This window comes from Litchfieldella anticariensis FP35 = DSM 16096 (assembly GCF_000409775.1).
Classification (GTDB): Bacteria; Pseudomonadota; Gammaproteobacteria; order Pseudomonadales; family Halomonadaceae; genus Litchfieldella; species Litchfieldella anticariensis.
Window position 1 is genome coordinate 1,235,485 of record NZ_KE332377.1, and the last position, 26,692, is coordinate 1,262,176.

The window sequence follows — 26,692 nt, forward strand, 5'->3', positions numbered from 1 at the left end:
GGCAAAGCAAAGTGAAAACAATCAGCGATGATAAGGATGTCCTACCAACAGCGTCCAGGCGCGATAGAGCTGCTCAGCAACCAGGATTCGCACAAGAGGGTGCGGCAGTGTCAACGAAGAAAGCGACCAACGCTGGTCAGCATTCGCCGAAAGATTAGCCTCCAACCCTTCGGGCCCACCTACCAGCAACGCCACGTCGCGTCCCTCCAAGCGCCAATGATCCACCTCGGTGGCAAGGCGTTCGGTGCTCCAGGGCTGGCCACCGACTTCCAGGGCAACGATATGTTCATTACCGCGCAAGCGCTCACGCATGCGCTCCCCTTCTAGAGCCACGGCTCTGGCCACATCGGCATTCTTGCCCCGTGCACCGGGAGGAATTTCATGAATCTCGAGGGCCAAGTCACGTGGCAGGCGCTTACGATACTCCTCTACGCCTTGCTCGACCCAGTCAGGCATCCGTGTACCCACCGCTAGCAGTTTGAGCTTCACGCCCATCCCCCACCACGAACCTCTTCTTCTGTATCGCTGGGCAGATCGGACCACAGACGCTCCAAGTCATACAAGCGACGGGTTTCCGGCACCATGACATGCACCACCAGGTCACCGAGGTCGACCAGTACCCACTCGGCACCGGCACGACCTTCCACGCCCAAGGGTTGCAGCCCTTGTTCCTTGACTTTTTCGATCAGATTATTGGCCAGCGCCGAAACATGGCGGGAGGAGGTGCCGCTGGCCACCAGCATCAGGTCGGTTACGCTAGTCAGGTTGGTCACATCCAGGGTGACGATGTCCTGCCCCTTGAGCTCTTCCAGGGCGTCCACCGCCAAGGTCTTGAGTGCGTCGATGTGCATAGCCCCTCTTCGTAATGGAACGCTTCCTTTATTATTCTACTCCTTTGTACCCAGCTCGACAGCGCCAAAATAAAGAAAACATGTTGCCCTGCCACCACACTTGGCAGCGACAGCCTTAGCGGTAGAGCCCATGAGTCTGGATATGCCGTTCGACCGCATCGGGAAGCAAATAGCGCACGCTACGCCCACTAGCGAGTCGATGGCGAATGTCGGTGGCGGAAATGGCCATGCGACTGGGTAGCGAGAGCCGCAGCAAGCCTCCTGCAGGTGCTGTAAAAAGTGCTTGGGGCGTAGCGACTTCTCGCTTCTCGATGAGTGACCTCAGTGCCGCTGGTAAGGAATCCTGATGATCGGGGCGCTCTATGACCACCACATGGGCCAATTCGAAGAGTCGCTCGGGCTGGTGCCAGGAATCCAGCTTGAGAAAGGCGTCGTGCCCAATCGCCATGACGATTCTTGCCTGCGTACCGAACACTTCGCGCAAGGAGGCCAGCGTATCGGAAGAGTAGGAAGGACCGTCGCGGCGCAACTCCCTGTCATCGGCTACCAACCCCGGTGTATCACCGATACCAACCTTGAGCATCGTCAGGCGCTGTTCACTGGAAACCCCTGGGTCTTCTCGATGCGGCGGCATATTGGCGGGTATCAGATGCACCCGGTCGAGCGCCAACGCCTCGTGCAACTCCACCGCACTGCGCAGGTGTCCCAAATGCACCGGATCGAAGGTTCCACCCAGCATGGCCACACGAGGCACCGCACCTTCACTTGACCGTTGACGATCAGACACGCACATGTCCGTCGCCAAGCACCACGTACTTGCGAGTCGTCAAGCCTTCCAACCCCACTGGGCCTCGCGCATGCAACTTGTCGGTGGAAATGCCGATTTCCGCCCCCAAACCATACTCGAAACCATCAGCGAAGCGAGTCGAGGCGTTGACCATTACCGAGCTTGAGTCCACTTCAGCCAGAAAACGCCGAGCGAGGCCATAATTCTCGGTTACGATGGCATCGGTGTGATGCGAACCATAGCGATCGATGTGTGCCATGGCCTCCTCGATACCATCCACCACACGGATGGCTAACACTGGGGCCAGGTACTCCGTCGCCCAGTCTTCCTCATTGGCCGCAGCGATGCCTTTCAGGATCGCCTGGGTGCGTTCACAGCCACGCAACTCGACTCCGTGCTCGGCATAGAATGAAGCCAAGCGTGGCAGTAACTCGGCAGCGACAGGCGCATCCACCAGCAAGGTCTCCATGGTATTACAGGTACCATAACGATGCGTCTTGGCGTTGACGGCAATGGCGACAGCCTTGTCGAGATCGGCCGACGCATCGACATAGACATGGCAGACACCATCCAGATGCTTTATCACCGGCACACGGGCTTCGCGCGAAATGCGCTCGATCAGGGACTTGCCACCTCGAGGAATGATGACATCGACATATTCAGGCATGGAGATCAATTGCCCTACAGCTGCCCGATCGGTAGTCGCCACCACCTGCACGGCAGCAGCGGGTAAGCCTGCCTCGCGCAAGCCAGCGTCAATACAGGCCGCGATGGCAGCATTGCTCTCACGCGCTTCAGAACCGCCACGCAGGATACAAGCATTACCCGCTTTGAGGCATAGGCTGGCAGCCTCGATCGTGACATTAGGACGCGACTCGTAGATGATGCCGATCACACCCAGCGGAACCCGCATTTGACCGACCTGAATCCCGCTGGGACGTGAGTGCAGACCGTCGATTTCGCCGACGGGATCGGGCAGAGCGGCCACCTGATGCAGCCCCTCGATCATGCCATCGATACGAGTATCGTTCAGCGCCAATCGATCCAGCAACGCGGCGTCGAGCCCCGTCTCGCGCCCCCTGGCCAGATCCTGGGCATTGGCGTCGATCAGTTCAGAGCGAGCGGCTTCCAAATGGCGTGCCATGGCCATCAATGCCGCGTTCTTGGCCGCGGTGTCCTGGCCGCGCATCACGGCCCCCGCCGCCCGTGCCGACCGCCCTAGCGATGTCATGTAGGCAACGATATCAGTGCTCACAGCAACGTCTTTGACGTTATCATCGTTTACAGGTGCGTGACGTGACATGCCGTAGAGTGTCTCCTAGCAGGGCACCACGTTCGATGGCGAGCGTGGTAAAGAAATAAAATAGAAGGAACTATAGTAAGTCACCATGGATAGCAAGTACAAAACCCGCTCGTTCCGGCTAACTCTGCTGTTCGGCGCTGGCGTTCTAGCGCTGTTGGCACTGCGGGCCACCCAAGAAGCAGTACAAGCGCTGCTGTGGTTGGGCGCGTTATGGTTGATCGGAACGGCCACTCTACACGAACTCAGTCAGCGCTGGCCCACGCATACACCCTGGCAACTAGTGCCGACACTGTTGCTGGCCAGCTTGTTATGGCTTTCCCCGCTTCAGTTCGCCTGCTGGCTTTGGGCTTTCGCTATCCTGCTGATATTACCACAGCCCTGGTGGCTGGTGACGTTCAACATCCTGCTAGCCACCCTGAGCTGGTGGCGGGTCCAGGCTTATTTGAGTACCGAACAAAGCATGTCAAGCGCTTTGATCCTGGCGGCGTTGATGCTGCTTGGCCTGATAAGGTCACTGTATTACCGTCCGCTATGGCAAGGAATCAGCGAGCGGGTTCGTCTAATGCCCGGAACACGCCTATGGACGGCCTCCCAACTGCTCGAGGATTTGCCTCGCGAAAGTGCCCGTAGCGATCGCGAAGCGACTCATACCGAATTGGTATTGCTACGGACTCAACATCGTTATTGCTGGTCTCTCGCACAGGCTTTGAGCCGCCAGCTCCAGCCCTTCGAGCACTGCTATCGGGTGGATGGGAGAACGCTGGCCACCTTGCTCACCAGCCGTGATATCGACCACGCCCGACAGCGTCGCGATGCTCTGCTGGCCTCGCTGCATGGCCCTCGACGCACTCGCGTCATATCGCTGGCATGTCCACTGACATTGGATGCCGAATGCGAGGCTCTAGCCAAGCAGAGTCGAGATCTGGTCATCATCGAGAAGGTCCCTTCCCATGCATGACGAAAAGCCTTGGCCCTCGCGCCTGTTTGCACTGATCTATGTCATGGGCGTGTTGCTGATGGTCGGCAATGCCGCTTGGCACTATCTGATGGGAGATTTCCTGAGGATATTATTGCCTGCCGTACTGGCTCTGTTGTTATTGGGGGCCACTCTGTTGCACTTGACCGATCCCCGTTACCAGAGGCCATCCGCCTATCTGGTACTGATCAGTAGTTTCTTGTTGCTCGCCGTCGAGCTCGACCAGACATCAGAGGCCATCATACTGTGGATCGGCTTGCCCCCCTTGTTGGCATTGCTGCTGCTACCACCGAGTTCGGCCTTGCTACTCAACTTGCTACTGGCACCGCTATGGTTGGTATTGCCGGTGGATGGCCAAGTAACTTACGACATGGCCTTCACCTACTTGGCGATCATCATATTGGGAGCACTCGCGCCACTGGAGCAGCGCCGGCAACAGGCCCTGCTCGAAGCCACGGACCCCATGGATTCCGAGTGCCAGGCTTTGAATGCCTCCGCCATCCATGAACTGCTCGATAGTGAATTCGCTCGCGCCACATTGCTGCAACGTCGACTTAGCGTACTGGCGATCCATTTGCCGCAACTGGAAATGGCTCACGAACAGTTCGGCGCACGCTTGCGTCTTGAATTGCTGCAACGATTCTGCAGCGTCGCACACCACACTTGCCGTGCCCATGATAGCCTTGGTCGCGCACAGACTTCGCTGTTCTGGCTTCTGCTGCCCGACACCGGGGAAACCGGTGCCCTCATGGTCAGAAATCGTTTGATTAGCGCTTTGGATGCCACGGTTCTGGCCGAGACAGGCGCCATCGCTTCGCGTATCGCGGTTTGTTCGCCGCATCCCAGCGAAACCTGGACCACTTTCGAACAACGCCTGCAGATCAAAGGACAGGCTTTGATGGAGTCAACGCATTGAACCTGGCCGACTGGCTATTCCAACTCACACCATCTCCACAGCTGCTGTTATTGCTCATCGCCGTGATCGCCTTGGTCGAATGCCTGGCCCTGCTAGGCTTGGTGATACCCGGAGTCATCCTGATGACAGCTGCTGCCTCAATGGCAGGCCACCAAGACATATCCACGTTTGCGGTGTTGCTGGCAGCCTTTCTGGGCGCCGTGATCGGCGACAGCTTGAGCTTCACACTGGGCTATACCCAGCGCGAACGGATTCCACGCCTTTGGCCCTTCGATCGCCACCCTGAATGGCTTGCCCGCGGCGCCCGTTTCTTTCAGCAGTACGGCATGCTATCAGTGATATTCGCACGCTTCGTCGGGCCGGTTCGCCCTATCGTACCGATGATTGCCGGCATGCTGCACATGTCACCGTTGACCTTTGGTTGGGCGAGTGTGGGCTCGTCCCTACTCTGGGCTCCAGCCTATGTGCTCCCTGGCTTTCTGCTGGGGCGCACTTGGCAGCAGCTTCTCGACGTACCGCCCGGGCTGGAGCTAGGACTGGTGGTTTTTGGTGCTATCGTCCTGGTGTTGGCTGTGAGCTTTTCCTGGCTGCGGCACCAGCTCGCTCGAGAAGGCCGCCTCTACCGAGTCATGGCACACTTGGCACGTGGGGGGCGCTGGCGTCGACGCGCCTGGATGTCGCTACGCGCCCGACGCCCACGCAGCGAATTCCCGCTGGCGTCACTGTGCCTGCTGATCCTGAGTCTGGCCGCACTATGCTTGTGGACGCTGGTAGTGTTGGAAGCCGATGGACCACTGGGCATGGATCGACAGATCCATGCGTTATTCGCCAGTTTCGACTGGCCCACGCTAGTGGCCCTCAGCCAAGCATTGGCACGGGCGGGCGATAGCTATGGAGTAATAGCTCTGGCGTTACCTTGGGTAGTGTGGCTGTTGTGGGCACGGCATATCTCGGCCTTCGCCCACGTGAGCGCGGCTCTAGTGGGAATTGCCATAGCCAATACCCTGTTCAAGCAGTTGGCCGCCCGCGAGAGACCAGACTTCCCAGATTATTTGTCCGGCTCCATGGCCTATCCTAGTGCTCATGCCTCTACTGCCGTAGTGGTTTATGGTCTGGCGGCTGCTTTCATTGCCCAGGAATTGCCAGCTCAGCGGCGCTTCTGGGCCTACTGGCTAGCCATCGCCCTGTGTATTCCCATGGCCTTGTCACGCTTGGTGATTGGCGTTCATTGGGTCAGCGATCTGATCGGTGGCGCCCTGCTAGGCTTGGTTACCTGCGCCCTAACACGCGTCAGTTATCACCGCTTCGCTCACCGGCCACTGCGGCCTGCCCCCTGGGGATGGTTGACCATTGCCTCGCTGGTGCTATTGGCCGCACGCTTGGCCTGGTTGCCTCCTATTTAACCAAAGGCCAGCCAGGCACCGACCCCCACCATCAGCGACCCGGCGATACGGTTGAGCAACCGCACATGAGTGCTTTCACCCAGCAGCTGCCGTGCGGTGCGCCCACCGCCCGCATAAAGCAGCAGGCACAGGAATTCGATCAGCAGAATCACCCCTACCAGCGCCAGCAACTGTGATGCCAGCGGCAGTGAGGCATCGAGAAATGGCGGCAACAGAGCGACAAAGAATGCCCACCCTTTAGGATTAGCCACCGCTGTGACAAAACCCTGCAATGCCAATTGCCTGCGAGACGCCTTAGGGGTATCGAGGGTTTCCAAGGGAATCGCCATGCGACCTCGAGAGCGCCACATCATCACCCCCAAATACCCCAGATAAGCTCCCCCCACCCACTTGAAAACAGAGAACAATTCCGGGTGGCGCAGCATCAGCGTCGCCACCCCGGCGCCAGCGGCAGCAGCCACCAGCCCGACACCGACCAGTTCACCGATCATCATCCACAAGGTACGTCTCACGCCCTGCGTCATGCCCAACACCATTGCCAGTGTCATGCACATACCTGGGGTCAACGAGACAAGAAAGAATGTCGGCACGAATACCGACAACAGCGACAGCTTGATCACTCCGACTCTCCCCAGCGCGGCAACAAAGCGTGTTTCACTCCCAACTGGTTGAGGATGCGAGCAACGATGAAGTCGATCATATCGTCGATGGACTGAGGCTTGTGGTAGAAGCCCGGCGCCGCGGGCAGTATCACCGCCCCCATACGCGTAAGCGCCAGCATGTGCTCGAGATGAATTGCCGAAAGCGGTGCCTCGCGAGGAACCAAGATCAATTGACGCCGCTCTTTGAGCGCCACGTCAGCGGCACGTTCGATCAAGTTGTTACTGGCACCTGTTGCCACCGCCGACAGCGTTCCTGTGGAGCATGGACAAATCACCATCGATGATGGCGCTCCCGATCCGGAGGCCACAGGGGCCATCCAGTCTTCGCGGGCAAAGCAGCGAACCTGGCCTGCATGCGCTCCACAGCGCTCGATGAGCGCTTCGGTCAGGCGCCGAGGCTGAGCCGGCAGGCGAGTTTCGGTCTCGGTATCGATTACCAAATGCGCTGCCTTGGAGATCATGACCCAAACTTCATGGTTCGCCGCCACCAGGCGGTCGATCAAACGTAGGCCATACTGAGCACCGGACGCTCCTGTGAGAGCGACAGTGACCGGCGGTTCGAAGTCAGTTTTTCTAGCCGCCATCATGAGCCACCCTCAGTGCTGTCAGCAGCTTTTCATGAATACCACCGAATCCGCCGTTGGACATCACCACGATCCGGTCCAATGGCCTGGCTTCATGCACCACGGCGGTAACCAGGTCATCCAGCCCCCCCATTACATGGCTGGGTATCGGACTTTGCTCGATGACACCGGCCAGCGACCAACCAAGCTCGGGCGGCCGATACCACCAGACGATATCTGCTTCGGCCACGCTCTCGGCCAATCGGCCACGCAGGGTGCCCAAACGCATGGTATTGGAACGCGGCTCGATCACCGCCAACAACCGCCCCTTTGGTGTTGCTGCACGCAACCCCCGCAATGTTGCGGCAATTGCCGTAGGATGATGGGCGAAGTCATCGATGACCTGGACACCGGCCACCTCGCCACGCACTTCCTGGCGTCGCCGCGGGGTTTCGAAACGCGACAACGCTGCACAGCCCCGAGCCAGGTCGACACCACAGCTATGAGCCGCCGCCAACGCGGCCAACGCATTGCGAGCGTTGTACTCACCGCTGAGCGACCAATCGACGATAGCATCCTCACTGATCTCTGCCGTTTCATGAATCACCTGGAAGCGACTGGCGTCGCTACGTTCCAGCACTAGCCGCCACGAGCTATCCTCGGCGTTACCGAAGCGGCTCACCGGCGTCCAGCAGCCCTGTTCCAACACTCGGTCGAGTGCCGGCTCTCCATCAGCGACCAACAACTCACCGCTCCCCGGTACGGTGCGTACCAAATGATGGAACTGACGCTCGATCGCCTCCAGGTCGGGGAAGATATCCGCGTGATCGAACTCCAGATTGCCCAGGATCGCGATATCAGGGCGGTAGTGCACGAACTTGGAGCGCTTATCGAAGAAAGCAGTATCGTATTCGTCGGCTTCCACCACAAAGGGTGAGCCCTCGCCACCCAGGCGTGACGACACCCCAAAATTCCGTGGCACCCCGCCGATCAGAAAGCCTGGCTCATGACCTGAGCTCTCCAGCAGCCACGCCACCAAGCTGGCCGTGGTGGTCTTGCCATGGGTACCAGCGACGGCAATGACTCGACGGCCGGGTAACACATGCTCGGCCAGCCATTGCGGACCGGAGACATACGGCAGCCGCGCATCGAGTACAGCTTCGACTTCCGGGTTACCTCGGGAAAGTGCATTACCAATCACCACGAGATCCGGACGCGGCACGAGATTCGCTGCGTCATACCCTTCGAGCAACTCGATACCGACTTCCCTCAGCTGAGTGCTCATAGGCGGGTAGACATTGGCGTCCGAGCCACTGACGCGATGGCCCTGCTCACGGGCCAGCAACGCCAGGCTACCCATGAAGGTGCCGCAAATTCCGAGGATATGGATGTGCATCGACGAACTCCTGCCAAACCAGCTTCCTGCCAAGATGGCAGCGAGACTAGCATGCCGCCTGCAGACTCACCATAAGAGGGGTGATGAAACACTACCACCAGCATTGATAAGCGTCTGGCGGATGCGTCGATGTCCACTTTCGGCTAACATATCGAGCGATTTTCTCGTAAAGCCCTCAGGAAGCGCTGAATGAATCGGCGAGCGGCGTAAAAAGTGCCAGGCACACGGAACACAGAAAGCGAGGCATGGCGTGACAGGTCGGGTTTTCGATCGGTCCGCGTTCCAGCACCGCACAACGCAGCGACTTGCCAGGAACGCCAAGTTCGTACAGGCACCCATTCAGAGCTTCTTCACTAGACTCCCAGGAGCGAAGCATCCCCATGGCCCAGCACAATGCGTTCTATGCCCAGTCCGGTGGTGTCACCGCCGTGATCAACGCCAGCGCCTGCGGCGTGATCGAGGCGTGTCGGCGAGAATCCGATCGTATCGGCAAGGTATATGCCGGCCACAATGGCATCATCGGCGCCTTGACCGAAGATCTGATCGATGTCTCCCAGGAAACCGACGAGACCATCGCTGCCCTGCGCCACACCCCCGGCGGTGCCTTTGGCTCCTGCCGCTACAAGCTCAAGGACATCGAGACACATCGCACCCAGTACGAGCGTCTCATCGAGGTGTTCAAAGCCCACGACATCCGCTACTTCTTCTACAATGGCGGTGGAGACAGTGCCGACACCTGTCTCAAAGTCTCGCAATTGTCCGAGAAAATGGGGTACCCGCTGACCGCTATTCATGTGCCCAAGACCGTGGACAATGACCTGCCGATCACCGACAACTCGCCGGGCTTCGGCAGCGTTGCCAAATATATCGCCACTTCCACTCTCGAGGCATCACTGGACATCGCCTCAATGTGTGCGACCTCGACCAAGGTGTTCGTGCTTGAAGTAATGGGCCGCCACGCTGGCTGGATCGCCGCTGCCGGAGCCCTGGCCGGCGAAGGTGAAGGCGAGCCGCCCCACCTGGTGATTTTTCCTGAAGTCGACTTCAACCGCCAGGCTGTGATGACGCGGGTCGAGGAGGCGGTCAAAAAATATGGCTATTGTGTGATCGTGGTCTCCGAAGGAGCCCGCTACCCCGACGGTACTTTCCTGGCCGACTCCGGTAACACCGATGCCTTCGGACACCGCCAGCTGGGTGGCGTAGCCCCGACACTTGCCGGCATGATCAAGCAAGACCTGGGCTACAAGTATCATTGGGCAGTTGCCGACTATCTGCAGCGGGCCGCACGTCACCTGGCGTCGAAGACCGACGTTGACCAAGCCTACGCCGTCGGCAAGAAGGCCGTGGAGCTGGCACTGGAAGGCAAGAATGCCATGATGCCAACCATCAAGCGCCTCAGCGACGCTCCTTACGAATGGCGCATCGATGCCGCACCACTGGCAGAAGTCGCTAATCGCGAGAAATTCATGCCTCGTAACTTCATTCGCGAGGATGGCTTTGGCATCACGCCGGCCTGTCGCCGTTATCTGCAGCCATTGATTCAGGGCGAGGATTTTCCGCCGTTCGAAGACGGTTTACCCCGAGTAGCCACACTCAAACTGGCCAAAGTCGAGCGGAAGCTGCCCGAATTCAAGCTCTGAGCTTCGGGCTTCGGGCTTCGGGCTTCGGGCTTCGGGCTTCGGGCTTCGGGCTTCGTGGCTCTGAGCCTTACACAAAGGCAGGATTGTCGTTGGCTCTGAGCCTTACACAAACTGCTCGTAGCTCACAGCCCGCAGCTCGTTACTGGTACTCTCACCGCAGCAACCACGACAATACGAGCAGCAGCAGTAACACCCCCGCCACGCCTTGCCAGAAATTGGCCGGTTCGCGCAACAGGCGGGGGTTATTGTGCGAGCGCACCTGCCCCTGGGGGTCACGTAGCGCATAGAGAAATTCCGAGAGACGGCGGAAACGCAGCGCCCGTTGCGGATCCAAGGCACGACGTAGAGCGTCATCGAGCGCCACGCTGACCTCGGGGTTGAGAGTCCGTGCACTGTGATAGACAAGTTTCTCGAGGTCGGTATGACTTCGAAGCTGATGCGGCGGCAAGTCATAAGGTAGTTGACCGGTCAACAGCCAGTAGACGGTGGACGCCAAGGCATACTGATCGCTACGGCGGCCAACATCGTCATCCAAGGCATATTCAGGCGCACTGTGCTCGGTCAGCCCCAATTGACGTGCCAACTCGCGGGAACGCTTGTGGCCATCACCCTCGCGCAACCGGCAAGCGCTAAAATCAGCCAGTACCACTTGACCATGGCTGTCGATCAGGATGTTGTCAGGATGAATCTGCTGATGTAACAGATCGCGACGATGTAGCGCCTGCACCGCCTTACCCAATTGACGAGCGATATCGAGACGTTGCGCCAGGCTTGCCTGGGGATGACGGCGCGCCCAATCGGAGAGCCGTTCACCTTCCACATAGCCCATCAGATAATAGAGGTGACGCCGTGGACGCGAAGACTCCATCACCTTGGCCACGAATGGAGAATTGACGCGCTCTACCACCCACTGCTGCAACAGAAAGTGCTCCAGGTAGGCATTGCGACTGGACAGTTCAGGGCTTGGCGCCTTCATCACCATTTCGCGCTCGCTGTACATGTCGCGCACCCGATAAACCCGAGACTGGGCGGTACGAGACAGCACTTCCTGCACTTCCAATCCATCGAGACGATCTCCCGGCGATAACTCAGGCGGCACCGGCAGATCTCCGTACAACTTGCCCGGCTGATCCGACTCTTCCTCGGGAAGCTGGTCGATCCGCACGAGTTGAAAACAAAACTGCTCCCCACCATAACCACGTTCCTGCGCACGTGCTTGAGCCGTACTGGCAAGACGTTCACAGGCAGCATTGAGATCGCTGGCATCCTGACGGATCAACTGAACGTAATCGGACGGCATCAGGGTGCCGCGCACCGCCTGGGTGGTGAACAGGAAAATATCTCCCTGCTTGAGCGGCATGCTCATGTAGTCGATGTCGATACTGACATCCAAGCCCAACGCGCGAGAAGGATAACGGTACCCACCCAAGTCGGTGACATGATCACGAGAGAGCTGTTCGAACTCGGCACCACGCAAACGGAAGACCAGAGTGTCGCCCATGTGGAAGAGATGCGCTTCGCGACCCAGGAAAACCATCGCCGACAACGACGACATATAGCTTCCTTCCCGTATGTGGTCACTTTGGCTGTGACACCACCCATTCAGCGCGCGCAACACCCGGGTCGCCGACATCTTGACGTCCCAGTGATCGGGGGTCGAGAAATAGTCGGCAAGAAAGCCCCGCACGCTGATATCGCCCGCTTGCTTGGCAATGGCGTTACGAGAGGTGGAATCACTGATCACGGCACTGGCCCCCTTGACCCGCAGCAGCGGCCCGTCGGGAATGCGTACCGACATTGAACTACGGTGTCGCCGACGCTCTGGAGCGACAAAAGCCTGACCAACACTCAGCGACAACTCTGATTCCACCAACGCAGCTCTCCTTGACCGATGACCTGTCCGTTGCAACCTTCCATCATACACCCCTAATGCGGCAACGACTCGTCAACAAAGAGGGGCCACATCCTGCAATGGCTTTCGTCGCATTGGTAATCGGGCAGGGCTATTCGTATAATTTGGCGGATTCCAGGCCCTATCCGTTCATTTCAAGGACTGCATAATGAGTTTCAACAAGATCCCCGCTGGCAAGGACCTCCCCCACGACGTCTACGTCGCGATCGAGATCCCTGCCAACCATGCGCCGATCAAGTACGAGATCGACAAGGACATGGACGCGCTCGTCGTCGATCGTTTCATGGCCACGCCGATGTTCTACCCGGCCAACTACGGTTTCATTCCCAACACACTGGCCGATGACGGCGACCCTCTAGATGCCCTGGTCGTCACTCCCTATCCTGTACAAGCCGGCAGCGTAATTCGTGCCCGCCCGGTCGGCATACTCAACATGACCGATGAAGCCGGAGAAGACGCCAAGCTGGTCTGCGTTCCCCATCAGAAACTCTCCGCCCTGTACGACGATGTCCAGGAAGTCACCGACCTTCCCGAACTGTTGCGCCAGCAAATCGCTCACTTCTTCGAGAACTATAAGGATCTCGAGAAAGGCAAATGGGTCAAGGTCGAATCCTGGGAAGGCGCCGATGCGGCTCGCAAGGCTGTTGAAAAAGCCGTCGCCGCTTACGGCAAAGCCTGATAGAGATTCGAATATTTGCCAATGTGACGGGCGCCCATGGCGCCCGTCGTCGTTTCCCATTAAGCAGTGCCCGCTTTCAGTGCTCGGCTCCTGACGAATTTTCGCTCTCAGCAGCCGGGGATGTCTGCGCCGGCGCTTTTTCCTCTTCAGTGGATTTCTGTTGCTCGGAAGGCGCTCCACCCGTGGTCGTCTCTCCCGATGCATCGCTCTCGGAGGCCGCCTCGCCCTCGACCGGCGCCTCTTGTTCGGGGGTTCTCTCTTGCTGCGCTGATGCCTCTTGCTCTGAGGTTCCCTCTTGCTGCGCTGACGCTTCTTCCTCAGTTGGCATCTCTTGCTGGGAGGGGGCGTCTTGTGGGGAAGGTGCCTTTTGTTCAAGCGGTGACTGTTGCATCTGCGCTGGAGCGCCTTCATCTCTCTCGACTTTCACCCCTTCCAGCCGAGTTGCCAGGTCAGCCGCTAGATCCCGGGCGCGAGCCATGTAATTGGCCATCATCAGTGGATGATTGGCAAAGATCCCAAAGCCAGAACCATTGAGAATCACCGGACTCCAGATTTGGCGCTGCGTCAGCTTCAATTCGGCAATCAACCGCTGCCAGCCATCATTCACTCCAGCAGCTCCGATCACATCGCTGAAGTCACGCTCCATCGCTTCAAGCAGATGAATCAGCGCCCAACCAGCCCCGCGAGCCTCAAAAAAGGTATCGTCCACCTTGTACCACGGCACATGCGCGGGAAGTTCATCATCATCGACATCCACCAAATCACGCAGAGCTTCACGCTCTTCGACGCTGGCCGAGAGTCGGTGAGTCAATGAATTGAGGCGTTGCTCGACCCGTTCCAACCAGCGAACAATGCCATCACCATTAGCGGAAAACTCAGTCTCACCTGATGCCGAAGCCTCTTTCAGGTAGCTATCCAAGACATCTAGTGCCTGCTCAAGACGATGCTCGGTAGAGGGGTACAACCAATTATCGCTACTGGCGGATAGTCGCGTATAGGCTTCTTCGAATGCACCTTGCTGAGCGGAACTCAGCTCAGGTAGGGTCTGGGCCAAATCCCGTGCCTGGCGCAATACACCAAGTTCCCAATTAGGCATGTTATCGAGCCATAACCCTGGCGGCATCACATCGTTGCGCAGATAGCCCCCCGGCTTTTCGAGCAGGGTTTCTACGGCTGTCATCAGCGACGCCACTATCACCACGCCGCGCGAGCGTGGAGAGGTCGATTCCTGAGCGGCCACGTCGCTGGCTTGGCTACGCTGATTGACCACGGTCTGTTCCACATCGAAGGTCGCCGGTGGTCGGCTCCACCAGATACCCAGAGCAATCGTTACTATCAGGTAGAGCACTATCAACACCAATAGTGGCTTCCAGATCCAGCCATACTCCGGGCGCTCGAGCACCTCCGTGCTGCGCTTGGGATTTGCGGCCTTGCGTTTGCCGAAGATTGACATGGTCGACATCCTTGAGCGAGATAGAGACATTGAAAGGCTTTCAGTACTGCCGCGACAAAAACGACAACAATTGCGTTATCCTAGCACGCACGGTAACCCTGGACCGTTGGGACTGAATGGCTGGCGGTTACGCGGTAGGCACATTGTCATCGATCAGGTATAGGATCTTGGCGTTGAAACATCGGTTATCCATTCTTCTGTACTGCCTGTTGATGCTGGTACCGGCTGCGTCCCAGGCTCAATGGTTTTCCAGCAGCTCGGACAAGGGCGAGTTCCTGCCGGTACTGGAAGCCTTCCAGGCCAGTGCCTGGCACGACGACGATACCTTGTATGTCGGTTTTGAAAATGCCGAGGATTATTACCTTTACCGTCACCGTTTCAACGTTGAAAGCCTAAGTAACGACACTACGCTCGGTGAGCCGATATTGCCCCCCGGGGAATTCAAGAGTGATGAATTTCTCGGTGATGTCTATGTCTTCTACGATAGGGTCGTATTCGAAGTACCTTTCGAAGGCAACCCCGATGGTGCGCTTCCCTTCGCCCTGACGTTCCAGGGTTGCGCTGATGCCGGATTATGCTACCCGCCGGAACGCATCACGCTTGACGCCCTGCCCGGTTCAGCGCCAGCCGCTTTCGCCGGCTGGATGCCCGACCCGCAAGCAGACGCCGAGAGCGGACAGGCGACATCCCCCCCATCGAGCACGGCAAACACAGCCGCCCCTAGCCTGCAAAGCCAAGATGGCCGCTTTAGCGCGCTGCTGCTTGATGCCAGCCCCATGTGGGTTCTCGGCTTGTTCTTTCTTGCCGGCCTGGGATTGACCTTCACGCCCTGCGTATTGCCGATGATCCCGATTCTATCGTCCCTCATCGTCGGTCAGAATCCGAGTCGACCTCGCGCTTTTGGTCTCTCGATTAGCTATGTCGCCGGCATGGCCGCCACCTATGCACTGGCAGGGGTTTTGATGGGGCTGTTTGGTGCTGGCCTGAACCTGCAAGCACACCTGCAATCGGCACCGGTGCTCATCACCTTTAGCTTGCTGTTCGTTGTCTTTGCATTGGCAATGTTCGGCGTCTTCAACTTACGCCTGTCGCCGGCAATGGCCACCCGTGTCGACGCGTGGCAGGCGCGAGCCCAGCGTAGCGGTCCAGGAGGGCTGGCATTGGCCGGGGCGCTTTCCGTGTTGGTGGTTTCGCCCTGCGTTTCGGCACCGCTGGCCGGCGCTCTGGTCTTCCTGTCCACTACCGGCAATGCCCTCATGGGTGGGCTCGCGCTACTGGCATTGGCATTGGGCATGGGCGTGCCACTGATATTGGTCGGCACCTTCGGTACCACATTGATGCCACGCACCGGCGCTTGGATGAATGGTGTCAAGAGTGCCTTCGGTATCTTGTTGCTGGGTGTGGCGATCTGGCTGATCGAGCGTTTGTTACCCGCGCCTCTGACACTGTTGTTATGGGCCGCACTGGCCATCGGCACTGCCATGGCACTCGGTGCACTTCAGCTCAACACTCACCAAGGCTGGCCACGGCTGCGCCAAGGCGCTGGAGTGCTGCTACTGGTCTGGGGTATCGCGCTGATCATCGGTGCCGCTCGTGGCGCACATGACCCCCTACGCCCTCTGGCCCCTCTGGGCAGCGAGATCCTTCAAGCCTCGACTCCGGCCAATGCCCCGGAAATTACCGTGACCCGGCTGGATGCACTGAAGGCTGAGTTATTCCGTGCGGCAGCCCAGGGGCGCCCGGTATTCGTCGATGTCACCGCCGACTGGTGCATCTCCTGCAAACAACTGGAGCGTACAGTCTATCCTAGCCCCCAGGTTGCGGAACTGCTGTCAGCCTTTACTCGCATCCAGGTCGACGTCACCGATACCAACGCCGACAGTCAGGCACTGCTCAAGCACTTCAATTTGTTCGGTCCTCCCAGCCTGCTGTTCTTTGCGGACGGCGAAGAAATCCGTGCCGCCCGCATCCAAGGCGAAGTGGATCGTGAGAGCTTCGCCAATCACCTCGAGCAGTTGCTGCAATGGCTTTCTAGCCGCCCCACCTTCGACCAGCCTTCGATATCTTGAAGGTCAGTGAGCGATCGCTTATGCCAAATTGGTGCTTGGTCGTCATTTCAGTGTGAACTGGACAAGCCTTCCATTTTTCGGCAAACTCCGCCCACAATGCTCTTTTAGGCCTCTAGATACGGCATCTTGCAAGATCGTGCCGTGATCTGGACAAATTTCAAGCTGGTTAACAGCTCCATTTTTCTTCATCCGATCGAGATAGGCTCATGGATATCCGCAAGGTCAAGAAGCTGATCGAGTTGCTGGAAGAGTCCAACATCAGCGAAATCGAAATTCAGGAAGGCGAAGAGTCAGTACGCATCAGTCGTCATCCGAACGGTGTGGGGTATCCCTCCGCCCCGGTACCGCAAGGCTATGCACCAGCACCAGTTTCCACCACGCCCCCACCTGCCCAGCAAGCTGCTCCAGCAACTCAGGAACCCAGCGCTTCGGCAGAGCCTCAAGGTCATGCCGTGGCATCGCCCATGGTTGGCACCTTCTACCGTGCATCGGCACCTGGCGCCAAGCCTTTCGTGGAGGTCGGCCAGAGCGTCAGGAAAGGTGACCCGGTTTGTATCGTCGAGGCCATGAAGATGATGAATCAGATCGAGGCCGACAAAGACGGCGTGATCGAAGCGATTCTCGTCGAGGATGGTGAGCCGGTCGAATTCGACCAACCGATGCTGATCATTGCCTGACACGGCTCCCACATGACCACTCTCCATGACAACATGGGCGGATCAACAATGTTGGACAAGGTACTCATCGCCAACCGCGGCGAGATTGCCCTGCGCGTACTGCGCGCCTGCAAGGAACTGGGTATCCGAACCGTTGCGGTGCACTCCAAGGCCGATCGCGAGCTCATGCACGTGCGTCTTGCCGACGAAGCCGTGTGTATCGGACCGGCGCCTTCCGCGCAATCATATTTGAACATTCCGGCACTGATCAGTGCCGCCGAAGTCACCGACGCCAGCGCTATCCACCCCGGCTACGGCTTTCTATCCGAAAATGCCAACTTTGCCGAGCAGGTAGAGCGTTCCGGTTTCGTGTTCATCGGCCCTCGTGCCGAAACCATCCGCCTGATGGGTGATAAGGTCAGTGCCATCAAAGCTATGAAAAAGGCAGGGGTTCCCACCGTGCCCGGCTCCGATGGCCCACTGCCTGATGACGAAACTGAAGTATTGCAAATCGCCCGCCGCATCGGCTATCCGGTCATCATCAAAGCTGCTGCGGGCGGCGGTGGCCGAGGCATGCGTATGGTGCACAGCGAAGCCCACTTGCTGTCGGCACTCAGCATCACCAAGAACGAAGCCAATGCGGCTTTCGGCGATGGCACGGTGTACATGGAGAAATTCCTCGAGCAACCGCGCCACGTCGAAGTACAGGTGCTGGCCGATGGCCAAGGCAATGCCATTCATCTGTTCGATCGCGACTGCTCGTTGCAACGCCGTCACCAGAAGGTTCTCGAGGAAGCGCCGGCGCCGCACCTGGATCAGGAAGCCCGGGCACAAGTCCTCAAGGCCTGTACCGATGCCTGTCTGGCAATCAACTACCGGGGTGCCGGCACTTTCGAGTTCCTTTACGAAAATGGCCAGTTCTTCTTCATCGAGATGAACACCCGCGTGCAGGTCGAGCATCCGGTAACCGAGATGGTCACTGGCGTGGATATCGTCAAGGAACAGTTGCGGATCGCCTCCGGTCTGCCGTTGTCGATCAAGCAGGAAGACGTCGAACTCATCGGCCATGCCTTCGAGTGCCGTATCAATGCCGAGGACTCGCGCACCTTCATGCCCTCACCCGGCAAGGTCACGCTTTATCATCCCCCCGGCGGCCTTGGTGTACGGATGGATTCTCACCTGTACACGGGATATACCGTGCCGCCTCACTACGATTCGCTGATCGGCAAGTTGATCACGTGGGGCGAAAGCCGCGAAGCGGCTCTGACGCGCATGCGTAATGCCCTCGACGAGCTGCTGGTAGAAGGCATAAAGAGTAATATCGACTTGCAGAAGGACCTGGTACGTGACGGTCACTTCCAGCAAGGTGGCGTGAATATCCACTACTTGGAAAAGAAGCTCGGTCTCTGAGAGCCGACTATGGAACACGCCGATGCGGGGTGGCCATGGCCACCCCGCTCTGTTCTCCTCACAAGAGGCGACATAATGCCCTGGCTACAACTCAAGGCCTACATTACTCCCAATCAAGCCGACGCACTGGAAGAGCTGCTGCTCGCTGAAGGAGCCTCGGCCATCACCTTGCAGGATGCCCACGACGACCCGGTTTTCGAGCCCGAGCGAGGCACAACGCCACTCTGGCACGATACCGTGCTCACTGGGCTCTATGATGACCTGGAAGGCATCGAGGACATGCTCGAGCGCGTGCGTCAGGCCTGGGCTGCACAAAACCCCGAAGAGCCTTGCCCGGAAATCGAATTCGAACTGCTCGCCGATCGTGACTGGGAACGCGAATGGATGGACGGTTTCCAACCCCTGCGCATGGGAAGCCGGCTGTGGATTGTACCAAGCTGGCACGAGGCACCCGATCCTGAAGCCGTCAACCTGCTGCTTGATCCTGGTCTTGCCTTTGGTACCGGCACCCATCCCACCACTGCCCTATGCCTGGAGTGGCTCGACGCCCTAGCGGCAGCCGGCAAGCTCGAAGGCCTCGACGTGCTGGACGTGGGCTGCGGTTCAGGCATCCTGGCCATTGCCGCGCTGAAGCTTGGCGCCAAGCATGCCATCGGTACCGATATCGACCCCCAGGCGCTACAAGCTAGCCGCGATAACGCTAAACGTAACGCCATCGAGGCATCGCGACTAGTGCTGCGTTATCCCGAACAGCATGAACCACGCCCCTTTCCGGTGGTGATCGCCAATATCCTCGCCGGACCGCTCATCGAACTATCGGCAGACATCGCCAGTCAAGTAGCGCCCGGCGGACGGCTGGCCTTGTCCGGCATTCTCGCCCCTCAAGCCGAAGAAGTGTTCGAGGCTTATCGCAGCCAAGGGCTGGTCATGGACGAGCCTGTCGAGCGTGAAGGTTGGGCACTTCTGAGCGGCCATCGCCCAGAGATATGAACATCATATTGGCCTGCGACCTTATTCCACCTTCACCCAGGCCCGGTCCGTGGGTATGATAAGCCCCCTTTAGCCAGTGATAGCCAAGCGATCCGAGTAACGATGCCTCATCACCACCAGCGGATGCTGCCCGCCATTGGGCCGCATCGACTCCTCAATCGAGTGATACTGGCTCCGATGGCCGGCGTCACCGACCGCCCCTTCCGCCAGCTCTGCCGGCGCCTGGGTGCAGGACTGGTGGTCTCGGAAATGGTAACGTCGGACCCCAGCCTGTGGCATACACGCAAATCGAGGTTGCGCCTCGATCATCGCGGTGAACCGGGACCACGCTCAGTGCAAATCGCCGGTGGTGATGCCCACATGCTCGCCGAAGCAGCGCGCTTGAATGCCGATCAGGGTGCCGAGATCATCGATATCAATATGGGGTGTCCGGCAAAGAAGGTCTGCAACAAGGCGGCCGGCTCAGCGCTGCTTCGCGACGAGCCGTTGGTGGGTGAAATACTCGACGCTGTAGTCAACGCCGTGTGTCTTCCGGTGACGTTGAAGATTCGCACCGGCTGGTGCGAGAAGAGCAACAATGCCGTGCGCATAGCACGCATGGCGGAAAGCGCCGGTATCGCCGCCTTGGCCGTACATGGCCGAACCCGGCAGCAACGCTATAATGGCCATGCTGAATACGACACCATTGCCGCAGTCAAGGCAGCGGTGAATATTCCGGTCTTCGCCAATGGTGATATCGATTCTCCTTTCAAGGCTGCCGCCGTCCTCGACTATACTGGTGCGGATGCAGTAATGATCGGTCGCGGAGCCCAAGGCAATCCGTGGATATTCCGCGAGATCGACCATTACCTGAGACATGCGGAGTGCCTGTCGCCACCAACGAACGATGAGAAGGTCGGCGTGATACGTGGCCATCTCAGGGCCTTGCACGACTTCTATGGGGAGCATATGGGGGTGCGTATCGCCCGCAAGCACTTGGGCTGGTACCTCGCCAACCGTTTGCACTTCTCTCCCCAGGCAGCCAAGTCGCAACGGGCCATCTTCAATGCGCTGGAGCGGCCTCGGGACCAACTTCATTTTGTGGACGAACTGTTTCGTCACGCGGCAGCCGAAGCTGACTACCGCATGGCGACGGATGGAATCAGTGCAGCATGACCAGCAGGCAAGCGACTCCCAATCATGGTTTTACCGCTCATCAGGACGCCCTGGAACTCGCCAGCACGCCCTCGATGTCACTGCAAGCGACACATGCGGAACCGACCCAGGAACGACCTCTTCGCGAAGCGGTCGACGTGGCCATGCGCCGTTATTTCGCCCACCTCGATGGCGAGACGGTCACCGACCTCTATGACATGGTTCTGGCCGAGGTCGAGGCCCCTCTGCTCACATCGGTGATGGACTATGTCAACGGCAATCAGACGCGTGCCGCCGAGATCCTCGGCCTCAATCGTGGGACCCTACGCAAGAAGCTCAAGCAGTATGCGCTGATATGACAGCGAAGGGGAGTCGACTGTGACTCCCCTTTTCATGCCCCTCGCCGCGGGCACCGCCGAATTTTCTCCTCTCGTTTCAAGAGTCGAATCGAATGGCCAATCAAGCAACTCCCTCTTCTCCGCAAACGGTACGTCGCGCCTTGATAAGCGTCTCCGACAAGACCGGAATCGTCGAATTCGCCAAAGGCCTGGCTGGACACGATGTCGAACTGCTGTCCACCGGTGGCACCTTCCGCCTGTTGAAGGACAGCGGCATCACCGTACGTGAAGTCAGCGAACATACCGGTTTCCCGGAAATCATGGACGGTCGGGTCAAGACGCTGCATCCCAAGATCCATGGCGGCATCCTTGGACGTCGTGGCCAGGACGATGCGGTAATGGCTGAGCATGACATCGCCCCCATCGACATGGTGGTGGTCAACCTTTACCCTTTTGCGGCGACTGTAGCTCGTACCGACTGCACCCTCGAAGACGCGATCGAGAACATCGATATCGGCGGGCCAACCATGGTTCGAGCCTGTGCCAAGAATCATGCCCATACCACCATCGTGGTAGATGCTGCCGATTATGAGCGAGTACTGAGTGAAATGGGTGAACAGGGCGGCGCGGTCAGCGATGCGACCCGCTTCGATCTTGCAGTCAAGGCCTTCGAACATACCGCAGGCTATGATGCAGCAATTGCCGACTACCTAGGGCAGCGGGTACCCGGAGGTGAGGAAGGCTTCCCACGCACCTACAGCCTGCAGTTTCGCAAGAAGCAATCGATGCGCTATGGTGAAAATCCCCACCAGAGGGCAGCCTTCTACGTGGAAGAGGACGCCACTGAAGCCAGCGTCGCCACCGCCACACAGTTGCAGGGCAAGGAACTGTCATTCAACAACGTTGCCGATACCGATGCCGCTTTCGAGTGCGTCAAGGCATTCACCGAGACTGCCTGCGTCATCGTTAAACACGCCAACCCCTGTGGCGTGGCCGTGGGACAGACGATACTCGATGCCTACGAGAAAGCCTTTGCTACCGATCCCACCAGTGCTTTCGGAGGTATCATCGCCTTCAATAAGCCTCTCGATGCCGATACTGCTCGAGCCATCATCGACCGTCAGTTCGTTGAGGTGATCATCGCTCCAGGTGTCAGCGACGAAGTCAAGGCCATCGTCGCCGAGAAACAGAACGTTCGTCTGCTCGACGTCGGCGACAAATGGCCCGGCAAGCGCGAACAGGCTCATGACCTCAAGCGTGTCACCGGAGGCCTGCTGGTCCAGGATCGCGATCTGGGCATGGTCGGGCGTGACGAACTGACAGTGGTCAGCGAGCGTGTTCCCAGCGAGCAGGAAATGCGTGACTTGGCATTTGCCTGGAAGGTCGCCAAGTACGTTAAGTCCAATGCCATCGTCTACGCCAAGCATGGCCAGACCATTGGCGTAGGTGCCGGTCAGATGAGCCGTGTCTATTCGGCCAAGATCGCCGGCATCAAGGCTGCTGATGAAGGCCTGGCCGTACCCGGTTCGGTGATGGCATCCGATGCCTTCTTCCCGTTCCGCGATGGCATCGATGCCGCCGCTGCGGCCGGCATCACGGCAGTGATCCAACCCGGCGGCTCAATGCGTGATCAAGAAGTGATCGATGCCGCCAACGAGGCGGGTATTGCGATGGTGTTTACCGGCATGCGCCACTTCAGGCACTGAAGCTGTAAGCTGTAAACTGTAAACGTAGGATAGGTTACTGATAAACTAGAAAACCCTCACACGAAAATTTATCGTGTGAGGGTTTTTTTTGCATCATGGATCAGGCTATGCTTCGTCGACGATGGTCTTCTCGGTATCGGCGGCATTGCCGACATCTTCGCCCAAGAAACCGCCAGATTGGCGTTTCCATAATGCGGCATACAGCCCATCGCGGCGCAGCAATTCTTCATGAGTGCCGGTTTCGATGATGCGCCCCCGGTCCATGACCACCAGCCGGTCGAGCATGGCGATGGTCGACAGCCGGTGGGCAATGGCTAGTACTGACTTGCCTTTCATCAGCGCATAAAGCTGCTCCTGGATCGCCGCCTCGACCTCGGAATCCAGTGCCGAGGTTGCCTCGTCGAGAACCAGGATCGGGGCATTCTTGAGCAGTACCCGGGCAATGGCGATACGCTGGCGCTGCCCACCGGAAAGCTTGACCCCTCGCTCACCAACGTGAGCGTCCAACCCTCGACGCCCTTGTGGGTCGCTCAAAGTGTCGAGGAATACATCGGCATGCGCACGTCGTGCCGCTTCCATTACCTGCTCGTCAGTGGCATGCGGGCTGCCATAGCGGATGTTGTCACGGATCGAGCGGTGCAACAGCGACGTGTCCTGAGTCACCATGCCGATCTGCCGACGCAACGATTCCTGGGTGACCTCGACGATATCCTGTCCATCGATCAAGATATGCCCCGTTTCCAAGTCGTAGAAGCGCAGCAGTAGATTGGCAAGGGTCGATTTTCCTGCCCCGGAGCGACCGATGATACCGACCTTTTCACCTGGCTGGATGGTCAGCGAGAGATCCTCGATGACCCGCGGATGACACTCATCGTCACGCACCTTGCCATAATGAAAGTGAAGCTGCTCGAAGCGGATCTCTCCCCGAGGAACCATCAGCTCTTTGGCATTGGGCTGGTCAGTAATCGCCGGAGTCTGGGCAATGGTATTGATGCCATCCTGTACCGTGCCAATGTTCTCGAACAGGCCAGCCACTTCCCACAAAATCCAGTCCGACATGAAACGGATACGCATCACCAGCGCGATCGCCACTGCAATCACACCCAGGGAGATGAACGAGAAATACCAAGCCATGATCGCGATGCCAGCTACCGAAGCCAGCAACAACGAGTTGAGCACCGTCAACGTCACCGTCATCAACGTCACTAGACGCATCTGACGGTGCACCGTCTGCATGAAAGTGTCCATGGCATCGCGTGCATAGGCCTGCTCGCGTAGGGAATCAGCGAACAGCTTGATGGTCTGGATATTGGTATAGCTATCGACGATACGCCCGGTCATTTGTGCCCGAGCATCAGCCTGAGCCATCGAGACACGCCGCAAGCGTGGCACGAAGATCACCATGATCCCAATATATCCCGCCAACCACACGACCAATGGCAACATTAGCCAAGGATCGGCGCTTCCGACCAGAAACATCGCGCCAGTGAAGTAGACGACGACATAGACAAATAGGTTGGTCAGCTTCATCACAGTCTCGCGGATGGCCAGTGCCGTTTGCATGACCTTCTGCGATACACGCCCCGCAAATTCGTCCTGAAAGAACGCCATGCTCTGACGAAGGATATGGCGATGCGCCAACCAACGCCCGATCATCGGATAGTTACCAAAGATGCTCTGGTGGGTCAGCAATGACTGCAGCAGTATCAGCAGCGGAAAGCCAACGACTATCATCAGCGCCATGCTGGCCAGACTCGCCCCATGCTCGGCGAAGAAGTTCTCACGCTCGGCATTGGATAGCCAATCGACGAGGTCTCCCATATAGCTGAAGAACACGACCTCGGCAACCGAGACCAGGGCAGTCAATAGTGACATCACCCCCAACAGCGGCAATACCGGCCTCGAGTAGTAATGAAGGAAGGCCAACAACCCACGAGGAGGTGTCTTGGGTTCACCCGACGGATAGGGATGAACCAGTGTCTCGAAGAAACGGAACATGGCGAACTCGACTCCCTTCATATGCAAGTACGACGACGCTATCCACCCTAATACCTCAACTTAAATTGAGGTCAAGGGTTTTTCTCTGCACATTTTCCTCTGTATAAAAGCAACGGGCAGCCCGTCCACTGGGCTGCCCGTTACTGGCGGCATGGGTTATTTACCGCGACGGCTCAGCCAAGATCAATGCACAGATATTTGGTTTCGACGAACTCCTCTATCCCCTGATGACCACCTTCGCGCCCCAGTCCCGATGCCTTGACGCCACCGAAGGGAGCCGCAGCATTGGAAACCAGGCCGGTGTTGATTCCAACCATGCCATACTCCAGGGCTTCGGCGACCCGCCAGACACGGGCCAGGTCACGGGAGTAAAAATAGGCGGCCAGGCCATAGGGGGTGTCATTGGCCATGGCCACGGCGTCTTCCTCATCCTCGAACGGGAATACCGCCGCCAAGGGGCCAAATGTTTCTTCCTTGGCAACCTTCATTGCGGCATTGGCACCACTAACCAATGTCGGGGTGAAGAAGTTACCGCCCAAGGGGTGTGGATTTCCGCCCAGCAGTAACTCAGCACCATGATCGACAGCATCGTGGACATGCTCACTCACTTTTGCCACTGCCTTGTCATCGATCAAGGGGCCGATATTGATACCTTCCTGCATGCCATCACCGACATGCAGTTCGCTGTTCATGGCTACGGCGAGCTTTTCGCAGAAAGCATTAACCACACTGGACTGCACCAGAAAACGGTTGGTACACACGCAAGTCTGGCCGCCGTTGCGGAACTTGGCGACCATGGCGCCGTCCACCGCGGCATCGAGGTCAGCATCCTCGAAGACGATGAAGGGCGCATTGCCCCCCAATTCCAACGAGATTTTCTGAATGTGCTGCGACGCCTGAGCCATCAATTGCTGGCCGACCTCGGTAGAGCCAGTAAAGGTGATCTTACGCACCACGGATGATTCGGTAAGCGCTGCTGCGATTTCGCTGGCGCGCCCGGGGATGACATTGAATACGCCGCGCGGTACCCCGGCACGTTCGGCGAGCAGCGCCAGCGCCGTGGCCGAAAATGGGGTCTGGCTCGCAGGCTTGACGATGAATGGGCATCCCGCAGCAAGTGCCGCACCCGCCTTGCGGGTAATCATGGCAGCAGGAAAGTTCCACGGTGTGATGGCCCCGACCACACCCACCGGTTGTTTGGTCACGACGATACGTTGGTTACTCTTGGCGGCAGGAACTGTCTCGCCATAAATACGCCGTCCCTGTTCAGCAAACCAACGCAGAAAGCTTGCAGCATAAGCGATCTCACCAGCAGCTTCCTTGACCGGCTTACCCTGTTCAAGGGTCATGATAGTGGCAAGTTCTTCCTGATGCTCATGCATCAGGTCATGCCATTTCATCAGAATATCAGCCCGCTCCAGCGCCGTCAGAGCTCGCCAAGCAGGAAAAGCAGCCTCAGCCGCGGCAATGGCTCTCTCGGTTTCGACACGACCAAGACGTGGAACCTGACCAATGACTTCGCCATCAGCCGGGTTGACGACATCGATCTGTTCGCCGCTGTCAGCAGCAACCCAACTACCATCGATATAGGCAAAGGGGCGAAACAGCGGGCTGTCTTGCAGGGATTCCATGGTAATCTCCTTCCCGGGATGACGGCGCCAGGCGCCGTTCAGGATGGCATCGGCGGCATTGTCACCGCTGATACCGCGATAGTGGGATGATCGATGCGACTACCATGGCCAGATCTCGGGCCAATGCGATAGCCGCTCAGCAGAGCCTGCGACCCCGACGACGTTCGGGATCGCTACGAATTTGGCGCAAACCGATGTTGGAGAGCACAGTAATATCTT

23 protein-coding genes are annotated in these 26,692 nt (G+C 58.3%); 12 read left to right on the forward strand and 11 right to left on the reverse strand.

The window, feature by feature from the left end:
* Nucleotides 1-21: 21 nt before the first annotated feature.
* The 4 genes from rlmH to L861_RS05790 form a co-directional block, all read right to left on the reverse strand.
* On the reverse strand, nt 22-489 hold the full coding sequence (gene rlmH, locus L861_RS05775) for a 23S rRNA (pseudouridine(1915)-N(3))-methyltransferase RlmH (RefSeq protein ID WP_027947740.1): 468 nt from the start codon (nt 487-489) through the stop codon (nt 22-24).
* Nucleotides 486-851 carry a ribosome silencing factor gene (gene rsfS, locus L861_RS05780; RefSeq protein WP_016415634.1) on the reverse strand — a complete coding sequence of 122 codons (366 nt, stop codon included), beginning with the start codon at nt 849-851 and terminating at the stop codon, nt 486-488. The genes rlmH and rsfS overlap by 4 nt, the downstream gene beginning before the upstream one ends.
* A gap of 115 nt (nt 852-966) precedes the next feature.
* Nucleotides 967-1,590, reverse strand: a complete 624-nt coding sequence (gene nadD, locus L861_RS05785; RefSeq protein ID WP_016415635.1) for a nicotinate-nucleotide adenylyltransferase — start codon at nt 1,588-1,590, stop codon at nt 967-969.
* 40 nt (nt 1,591-1,630) lie between these two features.
* Nucleotides 1,631-2,941, reverse strand: coding sequence for a glutamate-5-semialdehyde dehydrogenase (locus L861_RS05790; protein WP_016415636.1), 1,311 nt, complete (start codon nt 2,939-2,941; stop codon nt 1,631-1,633).
* An 85-nt stretch (nt 2,942-3,026) separates the two neighbouring features.
* On the opposite strand from L861_RS05790, the gene L861_RS23535 reads away from it, so the two are divergent.
* Genes L861_RS23535 through L861_RS05805 form a run of 3 tightly spaced genes read left to right on the forward strand, consistent with a single transcriptional unit; the run spans nt 3,027 to nt 6,236 of the window.
* Nucleotides 3,027-3,899, forward strand: coding sequence for a hypothetical protein (locus tag L861_RS23535; protein WP_016415637.1), 873 nt, complete (start codon nt 3,027-3,029; stop codon nt 3,897-3,899).
* Nucleotides 3,892-4,833 (forward strand): diguanylate cyclase domain-containing protein, encoded by a 942-nt coding sequence (locus L861_RS05800; RefSeq protein ID WP_016415638.1) that lies wholly within the window; start codon nt 3,892-3,894, stop codon nt 4,831-4,833. The genes L861_RS23535 and L861_RS05800 overlap by 8 nt, the downstream gene beginning before the upstream one ends.
* Nucleotides 4,830-6,236, forward strand: a complete 1,407-nt coding sequence (locus tag L861_RS05805) for a bifunctional DedA family/phosphatase PAP2 family protein (RefSeq protein ID WP_016415639.1) — start codon at nt 4,830-4,832, stop codon at nt 6,234-6,236. The genes L861_RS05800 and L861_RS05805 overlap by 4 nt, the downstream gene beginning before the upstream one ends.
* On the opposite strand, the gene L861_RS05810 is transcribed toward L861_RS05805, so the two are convergent.
* The 3 genes from L861_RS05810 to mpl are packed head-to-tail and all read right to left on the reverse strand — an operon-like array spanning nt 6,233 to nt 8,857.
* Entirely contained in the window at nt 6,233-6,856 is a 624-nt protein-coding gene (locus L861_RS05810; RefSeq protein ID WP_016415640.1) for a LysE family translocator, read from the reverse strand. The genes L861_RS05805 and L861_RS05810 overlap by 4 nt on opposite strands.
* Complete coding sequence (locus L861_RS05815; protein WP_016415641.1) at nt 6,853-7,485, reverse strand: flavin prenyltransferase UbiX; 633 nt, start codon at nt 7,483-7,485, stop codon at nt 6,853-6,855. The genes L861_RS05810 and L861_RS05815 overlap by 4 nt, the downstream gene beginning before the upstream one ends.
* Nucleotides 7,472-8,857: a UDP-N-acetylmuramate:L-alanyl-gamma-D-glutamyl-meso-diaminopimelate ligase gene (gene mpl / locus L861_RS05820; protein WP_016415642.1), complete on the reverse strand. Its 1,386-nt coding sequence runs from the start codon at nt 8,855-8,857 to the stop codon at nt 7,472-7,474. The genes L861_RS05815 and mpl overlap by 14 nt, the downstream gene beginning before the upstream one ends.
* 380 nt (nt 8,858-9,237) lie before the next feature.
* On the opposite strand from mpl, the gene L861_RS05825 reads away from it, so the two are divergent.
* Nucleotides 9,238-10,497: a 6-phosphofructokinase gene (locus L861_RS05825; protein ID WP_016415643.1), complete on the forward strand. Its 1,260-nt coding sequence runs from the start codon at nt 9,238-9,240 to the stop codon at nt 10,495-10,497.
* 151 nt (nt 10,498-10,648) lie between these two features.
* Here L861_RS05825 and L861_RS05830 read toward each other — a convergent pair whose 3' ends face one another.
* Nucleotides 10,649-12,295 (reverse strand): protein kinase domain-containing protein, encoded by a 1,647-nt coding sequence (locus L861_RS05830; protein WP_371827880.1) that lies wholly within the window; start codon nt 12,293-12,295, stop codon nt 10,649-10,651.
* Nucleotides 12,296-12,557: 262 nt separating this feature from the next.
* On the opposite strand from L861_RS05830, the gene ppa reads away from it, so the two are divergent.
* Nucleotides 12,558-13,088 (forward strand): inorganic diphosphatase, encoded by a 531-nt coding sequence (ppa, locus tag L861_RS05835; RefSeq protein WP_016415645.1) that lies wholly within the window; start codon nt 12,558-12,560, stop codon nt 13,086-13,088.
* A gap of 76 nt (nt 13,089-13,164) precedes the next feature.
* Here ppa and L861_RS05840 read toward each other — a convergent pair whose 3' ends face one another.
* A complete protein-coding gene (locus L861_RS05840; protein ID WP_016415646.1) occupies nt 13,165-14,541 on the reverse strand; it encodes a DUF2333 family protein in 1,377 nt (458 codons plus the stop codon).
* 164 nt (nt 14,542-14,705) lie between these two features.
* On the opposite strand from L861_RS05840, the gene dsbD reads away from it, so the two are divergent.
* The 7 genes from dsbD (at nt 14,706) to purH (ending at nt 22,844) form a co-directional block, all read left to right on the forward strand.
* Nucleotides 14,706-16,610, forward strand: coding sequence for a protein-disulfide reductase DsbD (gene dsbD, locus L861_RS05845; protein ID WP_035567896.1), 1,905 nt, complete (start codon nt 14,706-14,708; stop codon nt 16,608-16,610).
* 206 nt (nt 16,611-16,816) lie between these two features.
* Nucleotides 16,817-17,287: an acetyl-CoA carboxylase biotin carboxyl carrier protein gene (gene accB, locus L861_RS05850; RefSeq protein WP_016415648.1), complete on the forward strand. Its 471-nt coding sequence runs from the start codon at nt 16,817-16,819 to the stop codon at nt 17,285-17,287.
* 48 nt (nt 17,288-17,335) lie between these two features.
* Nucleotides 17,336-18,676 (forward strand): acetyl-CoA carboxylase biotin carboxylase subunit, encoded by a 1,341-nt coding sequence (gene accC, locus L861_RS05855; protein WP_016415649.1) that lies wholly within the window; start codon nt 17,336-17,338, stop codon nt 18,674-18,676.
* A 75-nt stretch (nt 18,677-18,751) separates the two neighbouring features.
* Nucleotides 18,752-19,666, forward strand: coding sequence for a 50S ribosomal protein L11 methyltransferase (gene prmA / locus L861_RS05860; protein ID WP_016415650.1), 915 nt, complete (start codon nt 18,752-18,754; stop codon nt 19,664-19,666).
* A 102-nt stretch (nt 19,667-19,768) separates the two neighbouring features.
* The gene (gene dusB / locus L861_RS05865; RefSeq protein WP_081645773.1) at nt 19,769-20,821 is read left to right on the forward strand and encodes a tRNA dihydrouridine synthase DusB; all 1,053 of its coding nucleotides are present in this window, start codon (nt 19,769-19,771) and stop codon (nt 20,819-20,821) included.
* Complete coding sequence (gene fis, locus L861_RS05870; protein ID WP_016415652.1) at nt 20,818-21,159, forward strand: DNA-binding transcriptional regulator Fis; 342 nt, start codon at nt 20,818-20,820, stop codon at nt 21,157-21,159. The genes dusB and fis overlap by 4 nt, the downstream gene beginning before the upstream one ends.
* 92 nt (nt 21,160-21,251) lie before the next feature.
* Complete coding sequence (gene purH, locus L861_RS05875) at nt 21,252-22,844, forward strand: bifunctional phosphoribosylaminoimidazolecarboxamide formyltransferase/IMP cyclohydrolase (protein ID WP_016415653.1); 1,593 nt, start codon at nt 21,252-21,254, stop codon at nt 22,842-22,844.
* A 105-nt stretch (nt 22,845-22,949) separates the two neighbouring features.
* On the opposite strand, the gene L861_RS05880 is transcribed toward purH, so the two are convergent.
* A complete protein-coding gene (locus L861_RS05880) occupies nt 22,950-24,842 on the reverse strand; it encodes an ABC transporter ATP-binding protein (RefSeq protein ID WP_027947743.1) in 1,893 nt (630 codons plus the stop codon).
* Between the two features lie 173 nt (nt 24,843-25,015).
* Nucleotides 25,016-26,473, reverse strand: a complete 1,458-nt coding sequence (locus L861_RS05885) for an NAD-dependent succinate-semialdehyde dehydrogenase (protein ID WP_016415655.1) — start codon at nt 26,471-26,473, stop codon at nt 25,016-25,018.
* Between the last annotated feature and the right edge of the window lie 219 nt (nt 26,474-26,692).

Excerpts from the sequence above, each read along its gene's own strand:
- mpl (WP_016415642.1), bottom strand. The coding sequence starts at position 8,857 with ATGCACATCCATATCCTCGGAATTTGCGGCACCTTCATGGGTAGCCTG.
- prmA (WP_016415650.1), top strand. The coding sequence starts at position 18,752 with ATGCCCTGGCTACAACTCAAGGCCTACATTACTCCCAATCAAGCCGAC.
- L861_RS05800 (WP_016415638.1), top strand. The coding sequence starts at position 3,892 with ATGCATGACGAAAAGCCTTGGCCCTCGCGCCTGTTTGCACTGATCTAT.
- L861_RS05790 (WP_016415636.1), bottom strand. The coding sequence starts at position 2,941 with ATGTCACGTCACGCACCTGTAAACGATGATAACGTCAAAGACGTTGCT.
- accB (WP_016415648.1), top strand. The coding sequence starts at position 16,817 with ATGGATATCCGCAAGGTCAAGAAGCTGATCGAGTTGCTGGAAGAGTCC.
- rsfS (WP_016415634.1), bottom strand. The coding sequence starts at position 851 with ATGCACATCGACGCACTCAAGACCTTGGCGGTGGACGCCCTGGAAGAG.
- L861_RS05825 (WP_016415643.1), top strand. The coding sequence starts at position 9,238 with ATGGCCCAGCACAATGCGTTCTATGCCCAGTCCGGTGGTGTCACCGCC.
- fis (WP_016415652.1), top strand. The coding sequence starts at position 20,818 with ATGACCAGCAGGCAAGCGACTCCCAATCATGGTTTTACCGCTCATCAG.
- L861_RS05885 (WP_016415655.1), bottom strand. The coding sequence starts at position 26,473 with ATGGAATCCCTGCAAGACAGCCCGCTGTTTCGCCCCTTTGCCTATATC.
- dusB (WP_081645773.1), top strand. The coding sequence starts at position 19,769 with ATGCCTCATCACCACCAGCGGATGCTGCCCGCCATTGGGCCGCATCGA.
- nadD (WP_016415635.1), bottom strand. The coding sequence starts at position 1,590 with ATGCTGGGTGGAACCTTCGATCCGGTGCATTTGGGACACCTGCGCAGT.
- L861_RS05880 (WP_027947743.1), bottom strand. The coding sequence starts at position 24,842 with ATGTTCCGTTTCTTCGAGACACTGGTTCATCCCTATCCGTCGGGTGAA.
- purH (WP_016415653.1), top strand. The coding sequence starts at position 21,252 with ATGGCCAATCAAGCAACTCCCTCTTCTCCGCAAACGGTACGTCGCGCC.
- L861_RS05840 (WP_016415646.1), bottom strand. The coding sequence starts at position 14,541 with ATGTCAATCTTCGGCAAACGCAAGGCCGCAAATCCCAAGCGCAGCACG.
- ppa (WP_016415645.1), top strand. The coding sequence starts at position 12,558 with ATGAGTTTCAACAAGATCCCCGCTGGCAAGGACCTCCCCCACGACGTC.
- L861_RS05830 (WP_371827880.1), bottom strand. The coding sequence starts at position 12,295 with ATGTCGGTACGCATTCCCGACGGGCCGCTGCTGCGGGTCAAGGGGGCC.
- L861_RS23535 (WP_016415637.1), top strand. The coding sequence starts at position 3,027 with ATGGATAGCAAGTACAAAACCCGCTCGTTCCGGCTAACTCTGCTGTTC.
- L861_RS05815 (WP_016415641.1), bottom strand. The coding sequence starts at position 7,485 with ATGATGGCGGCTAGAAAAACTGACTTCGAACCGCCGGTCACTGTCGCT.
- accC (WP_016415649.1), top strand. The coding sequence starts at position 17,336 with ATGTTGGACAAGGTACTCATCGCCAACCGCGGCGAGATTGCCCTGCGC.